The sequence below is a fragment of the uncultured Dysosmobacter sp. genome, assembly GCF_947631165.1.
GTDB lineage: Bacteria > Bacillota > Clostridia > Oscillospirales > Oscillospiraceae > Oscillibacter.
Genome location: NZ_CANRKH010000016.1, coordinates 39,101 through 53,120, shown reverse-complemented (window position 1 = coordinate 53,120; position 14,020 = coordinate 39,101). Strand labels below are relative to the sequence as shown.

The following is a 14,020-nucleotide window of genomic DNA, read 5'->3' as shown; positions in this document are numbered from 1 at the left end:
GCGTCTTATGCTGAAAACCATTTTTTTCGATCTGGACGATACCCTGCTGGACTTTGCCCGGGCGGAGCGGGCGGCCCTGACCAAGGCCCTGACGGAGATGCACGTCCCCGCCGGGAATGCGGTGCTGGACCGCTATCACGAGATCAACGCCGCCCAGTGGGCGCTGCTGGAGGAGGGAAAAGTGACCCGTCCCCAGCTGCTGACCCGCCGCTTCGAGCTGCTGTTCACGGAACTAGGGCTGGACCGGGACGCCCGGGAGACCTGTGAACGCTACGAAGGCCATCTGGCGGAGGGCCATCTCTTCATCCCCGGCGCGCCGGAGCTGTTGGCAGCCCTGGCCCCCCAATACGACCTGTACATCGTCTCCAACGGCGCTGCCGCCGTGCAGCACCGCCGCCTGGACAGCGCGGGCATCAAGCCGTATTTCAAAGGCATTTTCATCTCCGAGACCATCGGCTTCGACAAGCCCAGCCCCGCCTTTTTCCAGGCGGTGTTCGCTGCCATCCCTGGCTTTTCCCGGGAAGCGGCCCTGCTGGTGGGCGACAGCCTGACCTCCGACATCCGGGGCGGTCTCAACGCCGGCATCCGCACCTGCTGGTTCGACCCCCACGGCGCTCCCCGCCGCCCGGATATAGCCCCGGACTACCGCGTCACCGCCCTGTCCCAGCTCCCGGAGCTTCTGCATGCCATAGATAACGGGATCCCCAGTACGTAAAAAGCATGAGCGCCAGCCGTTTTGGCTGGCGCTCATCAGTTTGTCGAAAAAGTCTCGCAGAGTTCGCGCCCGCAGGCGCGAAAGAATTTTGATCTGTTTTTTCCGGCGGCGTGTACGTCGGAAAAAACACATCTCGGCCTGCAAACGTGCGAGTTGTCCGCCCAGGCGGACAGCGAGTGCGCTGCGGCAGGCCGTAGCTTTCTCGAAAAAGTGGCATAGCCACTTTTTCGACAGTCTCATGAGCGCCAGCCGTTTTGGCTGGCGCTCATATCTGCTGTTTTGGGAGCTTACTCCAGGATATACACCGTGCAGCTCCTTCGGCCGAAGTTGATGCACTGCTGATAGGTGTCGTAATACAGGTCTACCTTGTTGCCCCGCACGCCGGTGTCCTCCGCCACAGCCATGCCGTAGACGATGCCGTCGTTGGTGACGATATACATCCGGGTCCCCAGGGGAATGACCTTCTTATCCACGGCCACGGTGCCGACCCGGACAAACGTGCCGGTGGCGGTGGTGTAGTCCGCACCGTCATACCCGGCAGTATAAGCGGTGGCGGTCATGGTCTTGGCACTGGAAAAGCGCAGGGTCGTGCCGGACTTCAGCGTCAGCACGCCGCTGCCGTCGGCGTTTTTGGAAACGCTGGCAATGGGCGACTGCTCCGCGGCCGCGGCGGCCGGTGCGGCTGCGGTCCCGTACTCCACGATCTTATCCACGGCGGTGCTGTCCAGCTCTTCCACGAACTGGCGGGACATCTGGGTGCCGTTGCTCCAGGTGATCTCATAGATGGAGGTGCGCACGCCGTCCTTCCCCTCCTGGATCACCTTTTCCTCTCCCTTTTTCATCTCGGGATTGGCAACCCGGACAGTGTCATAAGGGGCCTCCTCCGTCAGGGTCTCGTAATAGGTGATCTCCTCCGCCACTGTGATGGTCAGTCCGGCGTCGGTCACGTCCACCGCCACGCCCTCCAGGGGGCTGGGGACCACGCCCAGCCGCTTCAGCAGCGTGGAAACGGTCTCCCGCTTGCTCTTGGCAGTATATACCTCATCGCCATGGCGGACCGTGACAGGCCGCCCGGAGGACAGGTTCACGTCGTAGCCCTTGGTGCCGGAGGTGATATGCAGGATCTTGGAGGACAGGTCGGGGGCCTCCCCGGCCCCATCCAAAACGATGGCCCCGTCGTCCAGGCCGGTAACGACGTAGACGGCTTCAGCCCAGCCGGTGGCGGCGGCCCCGGCGGCCAGGGCGAACAGCAACGCCAGCAGGACCGTGGGGCGGCAGCACCGGTGGGTGCGGGGGCTTTTTTGTAAGTTTTGCAGCTTCAAAACATACCTCCTGAATATTGTTTTTCACGCGGACAGGTCATGATTGGCCGCGCCCGCCGGCGGTCCGCGCCCGTGTGCTCAACTGTCTCGCAGCAGGCGCGCCTTGGACCGTTTTTCCTCAGTCCGGAACTGCCGGAAAGCGGAAAAACGATTTGTAACTTTTGTTACCGGTTGAAAAACTGGTGCCAGTATACACTACTTCCCCACTTTTGTCAAGTTTATTGGATAAAATCAAGCTCCTTCCTCCCACTTTTAGCGAAAACAGGCGTTTTTTCGCTGGGAAAAGCTGTCAGGCTCGGACGAAAAAGTTACAAAACGGTAACAACTCGTCTTCTGGGGCCCGTATCCACAACCGGGAGATGCCGGATAGGCGAAAGATTTTTTCGTCAGGCAAGAAAATTTTCCGCAGGCATACTGTTGTATGGCAAGGAAAATCGACGCAGTCCCGGCGGAAAAAGACCCGCCCAGGCGGTGTCCAACGATCATGAATACGGGTCCATATAAAAGAGCGCCCGTATCCGGCTTCGGATACGGGCGCTCTTGTGGGCGGTTTACTGGACGGCGGGGCTAAAGCCCAGGTCCTCCAGCTCGCTGACGGCGGTCTTGACGCAGTTCTGGCAGCCGTCGATGGTGACGGTCTTGTCCGCCAGGCTCACCTCAAATTTCAGCTCCGCCGCGGTCAGGGCATTGGTGATGCGCTTCACACAGTTTTCGCACATCATGTCAGGTACAGAAATTTTCGTCATGTTCATTCGCTCCTTACTTCATCAGTTTATATATGGTGGCCAGAAGGTCGTCCACGACCTCCAGATCCCCGTCTTGGATATCCCGCACTACGCAGGTGCGGATGTGGCTTCCCAGCAGTTCCCGGGAAAAGGCGTTCAGTGCCGACTGCACGGCGGACACCTGGGTCAGGATGTCGGTGCAGTAGCCCTCCTTCTCCACCATGCCCCGGATGCCCCGGACCTGACCCTCGATGCGGTTCAGCCGCTGCAGCAGCGCCTCCTGCTCCGACGGCTCCCGATGCTTGCGGCGCTGGCCGTAGTCGATCTCTTTGCCGTCCCGGCCAAACACTTTGATCGGCTGGCCCAGCATTTCCTCCACCATCTTCACGGTCTTGGCGTCAATCACAAACTCATCTGAATCGTCCATCCTGATACCTCCTTATACGAATCTCAAACTAAAACGATCCAATCATATCACTGCAGATCCGCCCGGCCCAGCCGCAAAGCGTTGCCCACCACGCACACGGAGCTGAGGGACATAGCCGCGCCCGCAAACATGGGAGACAGCAGCGGCCCGCCGAAGCAATACAACAGACCTGCCGCAACAGGGATGCCAATGGTGTTGTAGCAGAAGGCCCAAAACAGGTTCTGCTTGATGTCCCGCAGGGTCAGGGCCGACAGCCGCAGCGCCCGGGGCACGTCCTGCAAGTCGTCCCGCATCAGTACGATGTCGGCGGATTCAATGGCGATGTCGCTGCCGCTGCCGATGGCGCAGCCCACCTCCGCCTGGGTCAGCGCGGGAGCGTCGTTGATGCCGTCGCCCACCATCATCACCTTCCGGCCCTGGGCCTGGAGCTTCTGGATCACGCCGGCCTTCTCCTCCGGCAGCACCTCCGCGATGACCTCATCCACGCCCACCAGCTGGCCGATGTGGCCCGCCGCCGCGTGGTTGTCGCCGGTCAGCAGTACTGTACGGATGCCGGCGGCCTTCATCTTGGCAATGGCGGCGGCGCTGGTCTCCTTCACGCCGTCGGCCACGGAGATCAGGCCCAGCAGCGCGCCGTCCCTGGCGAAGAACATGGGGGTCTGGCCCTGGCTGGCCAGCCGCTCCGCCTCCGCCAGCAGCGGCGTGGGATCGATCCCTGCCTCCTCCAGCAGCCGCCGGTTGCCCGCCAGCACAGTCTCCCCCTCCAGAACGGCCCGCAGCCCCCGGCCGGACAGGTTCTCAAAGCTCTCCGGCTTGGGCAGCTCACCCAAGCCCTGCGTTGCGGCATAAGCCGTGATGGCCGCCGCCAGCGGGTGGGCGGAAACGGACTCCACCGCCGCTGCGGCGGTCAGCAGCGCGTCTCCGCCGCACTGATAGGGCACCACGGAGGTCACGGCAGGCTCGCCCTTCGTCACGGTGCCGGTCTTGTCCAGCACCACGGTGTCCACGCTGTGGGTGATCTCCAGGATCTCGCCGGAGCGGATCAAAATGCCGTGCCGGGCGCCCAGGCCCGTGCCCACCATGATGGCGGTGGGAGTCGCCAGACCCAGGGCGCAGGGGCAGGCGATCACCAGCACGGAGGTGAACACCCGCAGCACGAAGGCAAAGGGCTGGCCCGCCACCGCCCAGGCCACGGCAGCCAGCAGGGCGATGCCCATCACCGTGGGCACGAACACCCCGGCCACCTTGTCGGCGGTCTTGGAAATGGGGGCCTTTTTGCCCTGGGCGTCCTCCACAAAGCGGATGATCCGGGCCAGGGTCGTGTCCTCGCCGGTGCGGGTCACCTGGACGTACAGCACGCCGTTCTGGTTCACGCTGCCGCCGATGACCTCACTGCCCGGGGCCTTTTCCACCGGCAGGCTCTCGCCGGTGAGCATGGCCTCGTTGACGCTGCTCTCTCCCCGGGCCACCACGCCGTCGGCGGGGACCCGTGCGCCGGGCTTCACCAGCACGGTGTCGCCGGTCTTGAGGCTCTCCGTGGGGACCTCCCGGCCAGTGTCCGCCAAAATGGCGGTGTCCGGCGCCAGCCGCATCAGGGCCGTGATGGCTCCTTTGGTCTTCTGCATGTTCCGGCTTTCCATGAATTTTCCCAGAGAGACCAGGGTCAGGACCACAGCGGAGGACTCATAATATAGATTGTGCACATAGGTGTGGGGATCGTCGGAGATCAAAAAAGTCATCACCACGCTGTACGCAAAGGAACAGGCGGAGCCGATGGCCACCAGGGAGTCCATGTTGGGGTTCCCGTGGAGCAGCGCCTTGAAGCCGCTGATGAAGAAGTTCCGCCCGCAGTACAGCACAGGAACGGTCAGCAGCAATTGCGCAATGGCGAAGTTCACCGGATGGGTGTGCATGGAGAACAGATCCGGCAGAGGCAGGCTGGGCAGGCCGAAGGGCAGCATCTGCCCCATGGACACATACAGCAGCGCCACGGAAAACACAGCGGCAATGATCAGCTCATACTTCCGCCGCCGCAGGGCCTTTTCCTCGGCGTCCTCTGCGTTCTGGGGTTCTTTTTTCTCCGCGTGGAGGGTGCAGCCAAAGCCCGCCTTTTCCACCTTGGCCACGATCTGCTCCGGCGTCACCTGGCTTTCGTCGTACCGGATCGTCATGATCTCGGTGGTCAGGTTCACGTCGCTGCGCTCCACGCCGGGGAGCTTCCGGGTCACCTTCTCCACCGACGCGCTGCACGCTGCGCAGTGCATCCCGGAAATATCATATTTTTCCTCTTTCATCAGCGTCTCCTTCCATGGGGGGATATACCCCCCGGGGGTATATTTACAGCTTTGTTATATACCCCCCGGGGGTATTTGTCAACGGTATTTTTTCACATTGGCTGAAAATTTCGGAAAGCCGCAAGAATTTCCTTGACTTCCTGGAAAACTATGTTATCATGAGAGTGACCAAACAAAAAATTAGCAAAACTAAAAATATTTTATGTGGTGATTGTTATGAAAGAAACCATCAAATGGGCCGCAAATACCATGCCCCCCAGCGCCGACGAGCATCTGTCCATCATGTCCCTGAGCAACGTAGCCAAGGCCCGGTTCTTCCACAGCACCTTTCCCCAGTACACCGTGACCCCCCTGGCCCAGCTGGACGGCATGGCCAAATACCTGGGCTTGGGCGGCCTGTATGTGAAAAACGAGGCCTACCGCTTCGGTCTGAACGCCTTCAAGGTCCTGGGCGGCTCCTTCGCCATGGCCCGGTTCATCGCCAAAATGGTGGAGCGGGATGTCAGCGAGATGACCTACAACTACCTGACCAGCGAAAAGTTCCGGGAGGAATTCGGCCAGGCCACCTTCTTCACCGCCACCGACGGCAACCATGGCCGGGGCGTGGCCTGGGCGGCCAACAAGCTGGGCCAGAAGGCCGTGGTCCACATGCCCAAGGGCAGCAGCCAGGCCCGGTACGAAAACATCAAAAAAGAAGGCGCCCAAGTCACCATTGAGGACGTGAACTACGATGACTGCGTCCGCATGGCCGCTGCTGAGGCAGCCGAGACCTACCACGGCGTCATCGTGCAGGACACCGCCTGGGAGGGCTATGAGGAGATCCCCACCTGGATCATGCAGGGCTACGGCACCATGGCCGGGGAGGCCGCCAACCAGCTCCGGGAGATCGGCGTGAACCGGCCCACCCACGTGTTCATCCAGGCGGGCGTGGGCAGTCTGGCCGGCGCCGTTGTGGGATATTTTACCAACCTGTTCCCCAATGACCCGCCCAAGTTCATCGTCATGGAAGCCCAGGCGGCGGACTGCCTGTATCAGGGCGCCCTGGCGGGAGACGGCCAGCCCCGTATCGTGGACGGCGACCTGAAAACCATCATGGCGGGCCTGGCCTGCGGCGAGCCGAACATCCTGGCCTGGGACATCCTGCGGAACCATGTGTCCGCTTTCGTCTCCTGCCCCGACTGGGTCAGCGCCCGGGGGATGCGGATGCTGGGCGTGCCTGTCAAGGGCGACCCCACGGTCATCTCCGGCGAGTCCGGCGCGGTGGGCATGGGCCTGATCGCCGCCCTGATGGAGACCGATGAATACCGGGACCTGCGGGACTATCTGGGCCTGGACCGGTTCAGCCAGGTGCTCCTGTTCTCCACCGAGGGCAACACCGACCCCATGAAGTTCCGTAAGGTGCTTTGGGACGGCGAATATCCCACAATCTGAGTATCTCCCAAACTGTGCAAAAAGCAGCAGCGGCAAAGCCGCTGCTGCTTTTTTGTCTCTTTTACAATGCCGCTGTCCGGCGGACCGGCTTCGCCGCAGGCAATTCAAACGGGCAGCAAGGGCGCTGGCCAACGGGCCGGAAGCTGCTGGCTTACTGATCGGAATTCCGTTACTTTGGAAGAAATGCGGCGCGGTGGGTATATTATGTTCAAAAAGCGGGGACAAAAACATTGCCCCCGCTGGGAAGGAGCACCTCATGGCGGAACAGATCCAAAAACGATTAGAGCAGCTCTGCGGAAAGCCGCTGCGCCAGGCGGCGGACGGGGAGCTGTACGCCGCGCTGCTGCGGCTGACGGAGGAGCGGGCCGGAGAACGGCGGCGGGAGGCACAGGGCAGGAAGCTGTACTACCTCTCCGCCGAATTTCTGGTGGGAAAGCTGCTGTCCAACAACCTCATCAATCTGGGACTTTATGACGCGGTGCGGGACTGTCTGGCGAACGCGGGAAAGTCCCTGGCGGACCTGGAGGAGCTGGAACCGGAGCCCAGCTTGGGCAACGGCGGCCTGGGCCGGCTGGCCGCCTGCTTTCTGGATTCCCTGGCAGCGCTGGACCTGCCCGGTGACGGCATCGGCCTGCTGTATCACTGCGGGCTGTTCCGGCAAAGGCTGGAGAACAACTGCCAGCGGGAATACCCCGACCGCTGGCTCAGTGAGAGCTGCTGGGCAAGGCCCACAGACATTGCCTATCCGGTGGAGCTGGGGGGCCGGGTCTTTCAGGCACGGCTGTACCGGCTGGCTGTCACCGGCTATGAGGGCCGCACCAACTGCCTGGATCTGTTCGACCTGGACACGGTGGACGAGTCCATCCTACAGGACGGCATCTCCATGGACAAGACCCGGATCGACAGGAATCTGACGCTGTTCCTGTACCCGGACGACTCGGACCGGGCGGGCAGGCTGTTACGGCTCTGCCAGCAGTATCTTCTGGCCAGCGCCGGCGCCCAGCTGATCCTGGCGGAGTGCGAGGCCCGGGGCTGCACGCTGCGGGACCTGGACCGCTATGCGGCCATCCAGATCAACGACACCCACCCCAGCATGGTGATCCCGGAGCTGATCCGCCTGCTGGGCCAGCGGGGCATCCCCTTCCAGGAGGCGGCAGAGATCGTGACCCGGACCTGCGCCTATACGAACCACACCATCCTGGCCGAGGCCCTGGAGACCTGGCCCATGGCCGACCTGGAGCAGACGGCACCTCAACTGGCCCCCATCATCCGGCAGCTGGACGGTCTGGCCCGCGCCCGCACGGCAGACGCCTCCCTGGCGGTCATCGACGGGGAGGACCGGGTCCACATGGCCCATATGGACATCCACTTCACCCACTCCACCAACGGCGTGGCAGCGCTCCACACGGAGATCCTGAAAACCAGCGAGCTGGCGGGCTTTTACCGCCTGTATCCCCAGCGGTTCAACAACAAGACCAACGGCATCACCTTCCGCCGCTGGCTGCTGGCCTGCAATCCCAGGCTGGCGGCCGAGATCGAGAGGCTGATCGGGCCGGGCTTCAAGAAGGACGCCGGAGAATTGGAAAAGCTGCTGCCCCTGGCGGAGGATGCAGCCGCGCTGCGGCGGCTGGGCCGGATCAAGGCAGAGAACAAACAGGCGCTGGCGGAGTGGCTGTTCCGCCGCCAGGGCGTACTGACAGACCCGGGGGCCATGTTCTCCATCCAGTCCAAGCGGCTCCACCAGTACAAGAGGCAGCAGCTGAACCTGCTGTTTTTGATCCACCAGTACCTCGAGCTGCTGGCAGGACACGGGACGCCGGTGAAGCAGGTCTATCTCTTCGGGGCCAAGGCCGCCCCGGCCTATACGCTGGCCAAGGACATCATCCACGCCCTGGCGGCCTTCGCCCGGGTCCTGGAGGAGACGCCGGAGGCCCGCCGGTGGATGCAGGTGGTGTTCGTGGAGAACTATAACGTGACCGCCGCCGAAAAGATGATCCCGGCCTGCGACCTGTCCGAGCAGATCAGCCTGGCCGGAAAAGAGGCCAGCGGGACCGGCAACATGAAATTCATGCTCAACGGCGCCCTGACCCTGGGCACCATGGACGGCGCCAACGTGGAGATCGCGGAGCGGGTCGGCCCGGAGAACATCTATATTTTCGGCCAGAGCGCCGCCCAGGTGCTGAAACGCTATGCCTCCAAGTCCTACTGCCCCCGGGAGTGGTACGAGGCGGACCCCAACATCCGCCGGGCGGTGGACTTTCTCACCGGACCGGAGATGCTGCGCCACGGGCAGGCGGAATCTCTCTTCCGCCTGCGGGACGACCTGACCGGCAAGGACTGGTTCCAGACGCTGCCGGACTTCAACGCCTATCTGGTCCGCAAGCGGCAGGCCATCGCCGACTATGCCGCGCGGCCCCTGGACTGGCAGCGCCGGTGCCTCATCAACATCGCCAAAGCGGGCTTCTTCTCCTCCGACCGGACCATCGCGGAGTATGACCGGGACATCTGGCACCTGGGCGGGGCATGAACCGCGGGGGGCGGCGGAGCGTGTCCCCCCTCTCCTTCCAGCGGGCGGCCAGTCCCCGGCGGGACTGGGATAAGATGGAAGCATTTCCATCGCAATCGATTTCGCAGAAAATCTGTTCGGCGCGGCTGTACAGTTCCGGCACAGCCGCTTTATGCGTATCCACGAATTTCACAAAACCGGTTGACACCGCTGTCGTTTCGCTGTATAAGTGGTATCAAGGAAGCAGTTGGAAACGTTACCAGTAACGATACCGGAAACACTGCCGGGATGCTTTCCAAATCTACCGCGAAGGGAGGCTCCCTCCATGACGATCAAGGATATCGCGGAGAAGAGCGGCGTGTCCGTCAGCACGGTATCCCGGGTCCTCAATGACCACCCGGACGTCAGCGAAGCCAACCGGGCCCGTGTCATGGCGGTGGTGCGGGAGCTGCACTATGTGCCCAACAGCAGCGCTCGGGACCTGGTGCGTCCCCAGCCCGACGCCATCGGCCTGGTGGTCCGGGGCGTGGGCAATCCCTTTTATACCGCCGTCATCCGGGCCATCGAGCAGGCAGTGCGGGCTGCGGGCTACACCCTGGTGCTCCACCAGATCCACACGGAGGACAATGAGGTCCCCGCGGCGGCCAGTCTGGCCCGGGCGAAAAAACTGCGGGGCCTGATCCTGCTGGGCGGCTGCTTCGATTACACCCCGGAGCGGATCGCCGCCCTGGATGTGCCTTTCGTGTGCTGCTCCTTCACCAACAGCTTCGGCACGCTGGAGCGGACGGCCTATTCCTCCGTCTCCATCGACGATCAGGCGGAGGCCCGCCGGGCGGTGGCCCACCTCATTGAACGGGGCCACCGGCGGATCGCCATCCTGCTGGACTCCACCTGCGACCACTCCATCAGTCAGCTGCGCTACCGGGGTTACTGCCAGGCGCTGGAAGAGGCCGGCATCCCCCTGGACCGGGAGCTGGTGGAGGAGACCAGCGATTTCGACATGGCCGCCGCGTACAGCGGCACCGCCCGCCTGCTGAAAAGGCGGCCGGACCTCACCGGACTGTTCGCCATCTCCGACTCCATGGCCGTGGCGGCGATGAAGGCCCTGCACGACGGCGGGAAGCGTGTGCCAGAGGACTGCTCCGTCATCGCCATCGACGGCATCGACATATCGGCCTATATGATCCCCACTCTGACGACCCTGATCCAGCCCCAGGAGGAGCTGGGGGAAAAGGCGGTGCGGCTGCTGCTGGATCTGATCGAGGGCACCGGGGAGAACCGGCAGCTCCGGCTGCAGGCGGCCCTGCGGGAGGGCGGCAGCGTCAGGGCTGTGTGAGTTTCCGCTCCGCGCCGTCCCCGGTGCGGCAAACCACTGGGTTTTTACATCGTCCGATGTAAAAATAAATCAAAAAAGGAGAATGAATATGAAGAAGCGCTTTGCGCTTTTGCTGATCCTGTCAATGATCCTGTCCCTGGCCGCCTGCGGCGGCGACAAGCCCGCTGCCGACGCCAATAACGGCGGAGACGCCAGCAGCGCCGCCGGCGAAGTGTTCTACCTGAACTTCAAGCCCGAGCAGGACGAGGCCTGGGAGGCTCTGGCCAAGGCCTACACCGAGGAGACCGGCGTGCCTGTCACCGTGGTGACCGCCGCCTCCGGCACCTATGAGCAGACCCTGATGAGCGAGATCGCCAAGAGCAATCCCCCGACCCTGTTTCAGGTCAACGGTCCCGTGGGCCTGGCCAACTGGAAGGACTACTGCCTGGATCTGACCGGCTCCGGCATACTGAGCCAGCTGACCTCTGATTCCTTCGCCCTGAAGGACGGCGACGCGACCCTGGGCATCGCCTACGTGGTGGAGTCCTACGGCATCATCGTCAACAAGACCCTGCTGGCCAAGGCCGGCTACTCCGTGGAGGACATCGCCTCCTTCGCCGATCTGAAGAAGGTGGCCGAGGACATCACCGCCCGCAAGGATGAGCTGGGCTTCGCCGCTTTCTCCTCCGCCGGCATGGACGGCTCCTCCGACTGGCGCTTCAAGACCCACCTGGCCAACCTGCCCATCTACTTCGAGTATCAGGACAAGGGCATCGGCACCACCGACGCCATCGAAGGCACCTATCTGGACAACTACAAAGCCATCTTCGACCTGTATATCAACAACTCCACCTGCGACCCCAAGGAGCTGGCCAGCAAGACCGGCGACGACTCCCTGAATGAGTTCCGCAACGGCGAGGCCGTGTTCTATCAGAACGGCTCCTGGGCCTACGGCGACCTGGTGGGCGAGGGCAAGCCCTTCACCGACGACGACCTGGCCATGATCCCCATCTACATCGGCGCCGGAGACGAGGCCCAGCAGGGCCTGTGCACCGGCACCGAGAACTACTGGTGCGTCAACAATTCCGCCAAGGAGGAGAACATCCAGGCCACCCTGGACTTCATGAACTGGTGCGTCACCTCTGAAAAGGGAACCCAGGCCATGGCCACGGAGATGAACTTCGTCATCCCCTTCCAGAACGCCGTGGAGTCCCCCAACCTGTTCGTCAAGCAGGATCAGGATATGACCGCCGCGGGCAAGACCCCTGTCTCCTGGAACTTCCCCACCATGCCCTCTGAGAACTGGAAGAACGAGCTGGGCAGCGCTCTGACCGCCTATGCCGCCGGTACCGGCACCTGGGACACCGTGGCATCTGCGTTCGTGGACGGCTGGGCCAGCGAATACGCCGCGCTGAACGGCTGAGTCCCTGTATCCGCATGAAAACAGGGTGGGCCTCCGCCCGCCCTGTTTTTTACACAATATACATGAAAGGGGTAGCACCTTTGGAAAAAGCCATCCGAAAATACTGGCCGGTATTCGTGCTGCCGACCTTGGCGGCATTCCTGATCGGATTTGTGTGGCCGTTCCTGCAGGGCCTGTACCTGTCCTTCTGCAAATTCGTCACCATCAATAACGCCACCTTCAACGGCCTGAAGAACTATATTTTCGCTTTGACGGAGGCGGATTTCCTCCACTCCTTCGGATTCACGGTGCTGTTCACCGTGGTGTCCAGCGCCTGCATCAATGTGGCGGCTCTGGCCATCGCCCTGGCTCTGACCCGGGAGATCAAGGGCACCAACCTGTTCCGCTCCGTCTTTTTCATGCCCAACCTCATCGGCGGCATCGTGCTGGGCTACATCTGGAACATCCTGCTCAACTGCGTGCTGACCCTGCTGGGCAAGCCTCTGATGAACCTTTACGCGCCCTACGGCTTCATCGGCCTGCTGATCCTGATGTGCTGGCAGCAGATCGGCTATATGATGATCATCTATATCGCCGGTCTCCAGTCCATCCCCGGCGACTATCTGGAGGCCGCCCGCATCGACGGCGCCACGGAGCGCCAGATCTTCTGGAAGGTGAAGCTGCCCAACCTGATGCCCTCCATCACCATCTGCGCCTTCCTGACCCTGACCAACGGCTTCAAGCTCTTCGACCAGAACCTGGCCCTCACCGGCGGCGAACCGGCCCACCAGACGGAAATGCTGGCTTTGAACATCTACCAGACCTTCTATGGCCGCTCCGGCCCCCAGTGGAAGGGCTACGGCCAGGCCAAGGCCGTGCTGTTCTGCATCCTGGTCATCGCCATCTCTATGATCCAGCTGCGGGCTACCCGCTCCAAGGAGGTGCAGCAGTAATGACAAAGAGACATCAACTGAAGGACCGGATCACCACTGTGGTCCTGGCCCTGCTGAGCGTGGCCTGGGTCTACCCGGTGTTTATGATCCTGTTCAACTCCCTGAAAAAGGAGAGCGCCATCTCCACCGGCACCGCCTTTGAGCTGCCCACGGCGGAGAGCTTCGCCGGCTTTGCCAACTACGCTGACGCCATCCAGTCCAAGGGCTTCCTCTCCGCCTTCTGGTACACGCTGGTCATCACTGTCACCTCTTTGGTGCTGATCCTGATCTGCTGCTCCATGTGCGCCTGGTTCATAACCCGGGTCAACGCCTGGTACAGCAAGGCCCTGTACTTCCTGTTCGTATTTTCCATGGTGGTCCCCTTTCAGATGCTGATGTTCACCCTGTCCTCCACGGCGGACCGCATCGGCTCCAGCGCCACTGTGGGCAATCTGGCCGGGAAACTGGGGATAAGCGTTTCCAAGGCAGCGGCGGACATCTCCCTGCTGCCGCTGAACACCCCCTACGGCATCTGCATCGTCTACCTGGGCTTCGGCGCGGGGCTGGCGGTGTTCATGTTCTGCGGCTTTATGAAGTCCATCCCCCTGGAGGTGGAGGAGGCCGCCATGATCGACGGCTGCGGGCCCATCCGCACCTTCTTTCTGGTGGTGCTGCCCATTCTGAAGCCGACTTTGATCTCTGTGGGCATCCTGGAAACCATGTGGCTGTGGAACGACTACCTGCTGCCCTATCTGGTCCTGGACCGCACCAAGGGCTATATGACCATCTCCATCCTGATCCAGTACTTCCGCGGCAGCTACGGCCGGGTCGAAATGGGTCCCATGATGGCCTCCATCATGCTGAACATCATCCCCATCATCATCGTCTACCTCCTGTGCCAGAAGCATATCATCAAGGGCGTGGCCGCAGGGGCCGTCAAGGGCTGAGAGG

Annotated in this window: 11 protein-coding genes; 7 read left to right on the top strand and 4 right to left on the bottom strand. The window is 62.3% G+C overall.

What is annotated here, in order from left to right; translation table 11 throughout:
• Positions 1-7 precede the first annotated feature (7 nt).
• Entirely contained in the window at positions 8-715 is a 708-nt protein-coding gene (locus Q0Z69_RS09495) for a YjjG family noncanonical pyrimidine nucleotidase (RefSeq protein ID WP_298032568.1), read from the top strand.
• 287 nt (positions 716-1,002) lie between these two features.
• Here the strand turns inward: Q0Z69_RS09495 and Q0Z69_RS09490 are convergent, their stop codons facing one another.
• The 4 genes from Q0Z69_RS09490 to Q0Z69_RS09475 form a co-directional block, all read right to left on the bottom strand.
• Positions 1,003-2,037 carry a G5 and 3D domain-containing protein gene (locus Q0Z69_RS09490; protein WP_298032564.1) on the bottom strand — a complete coding sequence of 345 codons (1,035 nt, stop codon included), beginning with the start codon at positions 2,035-2,037 and terminating at the stop codon, positions 1,003-1,005.
• A gap of 551 nt (positions 2,038-2,588) precedes the next feature.
• A complete protein-coding gene (locus tag Q0Z69_RS09485) occupies positions 2,589-2,783 on the bottom strand; it encodes a heavy-metal-associated domain-containing protein (protein WP_298032561.1) in 195 nt (64 codons plus the stop codon).
• Between the two features lie 13 nt (positions 2,784-2,796).
• Positions 2,797-3,132 carry a metal-sensing transcriptional repressor gene (locus Q0Z69_RS09480; RefSeq protein ID WP_298032608.1) on the bottom strand — a complete coding sequence of 112 codons (336 nt, stop codon included), beginning with the start codon at positions 3,130-3,132 and terminating at the stop codon, positions 2,797-2,799.
• A 104-nt stretch (positions 3,133-3,236) separates the two neighbouring features.
• Positions 3,237-5,483 carry a cation-translocating P-type ATPase gene (locus Q0Z69_RS09475; RefSeq protein WP_298032559.1) on the bottom strand — a complete coding sequence of 749 codons (2,247 nt, stop codon included), beginning with the start codon at positions 5,481-5,483 and terminating at the stop codon, positions 3,237-3,239.
• A 216-nt stretch (positions 5,484-5,699) separates the two neighbouring features.
• On the opposite strand from Q0Z69_RS09475, the gene dpaL reads away from it, so the two are divergent.
• From dpaL to Q0Z69_RS09445, 6 genes are all read left to right on the top strand, one after another.
• Complete coding sequence (gene dpaL / locus Q0Z69_RS09470) at positions 5,700-6,914, top strand: diaminopropionate ammonia-lyase (RefSeq protein WP_298032557.1); 1,215 nt, start codon at positions 5,700-5,702, stop codon at positions 6,912-6,914.
• 256 nt (positions 6,915-7,170) lie between these two features.
• Entirely contained in the window at positions 7,171-9,441 is a 2,271-nt protein-coding gene (locus Q0Z69_RS09465; protein WP_298032553.1) for a glycogen/starch/alpha-glucan phosphorylase, read from the top strand.
• A 304-nt stretch (positions 9,442-9,745) separates the two neighbouring features.
• Positions 9,746-10,756 (top strand): LacI family DNA-binding transcriptional regulator, encoded by a 1,011-nt coding sequence (locus Q0Z69_RS09460; RefSeq protein WP_298032552.1) that lies wholly within the window; start codon positions 9,746-9,748, stop codon positions 10,754-10,756.
• Between the two features lie 88 nt (positions 10,757-10,844).
• Positions 10,845-12,158 carry an ABC transporter substrate-binding protein gene (locus Q0Z69_RS09455; RefSeq protein WP_298032550.1) on the top strand — a complete coding sequence of 438 codons (1,314 nt, stop codon included), beginning with the start codon at positions 10,845-10,847 and terminating at the stop codon, positions 12,156-12,158.
• An 80-nt stretch (positions 12,159-12,238) separates the two neighbouring features.
• Positions 12,239-13,090 (top strand): carbohydrate ABC transporter permease, encoded by an 852-nt coding sequence (locus tag Q0Z69_RS09450; RefSeq protein WP_298032548.1) that lies wholly within the window; start codon positions 12,239-12,241, stop codon positions 13,088-13,090.
• Complete coding sequence (locus Q0Z69_RS09445) at positions 13,090-14,016, top strand: carbohydrate ABC transporter permease (RefSeq protein WP_298032546.1); 927 nt, start codon at positions 13,090-13,092, stop codon at positions 14,014-14,016. Before Q0Z69_RS09450 ends, Q0Z69_RS09445 begins: the two co-directional genes overlap by 1 nt.
• Positions 14,017-14,020 lie beyond the last annotated feature (4 nt).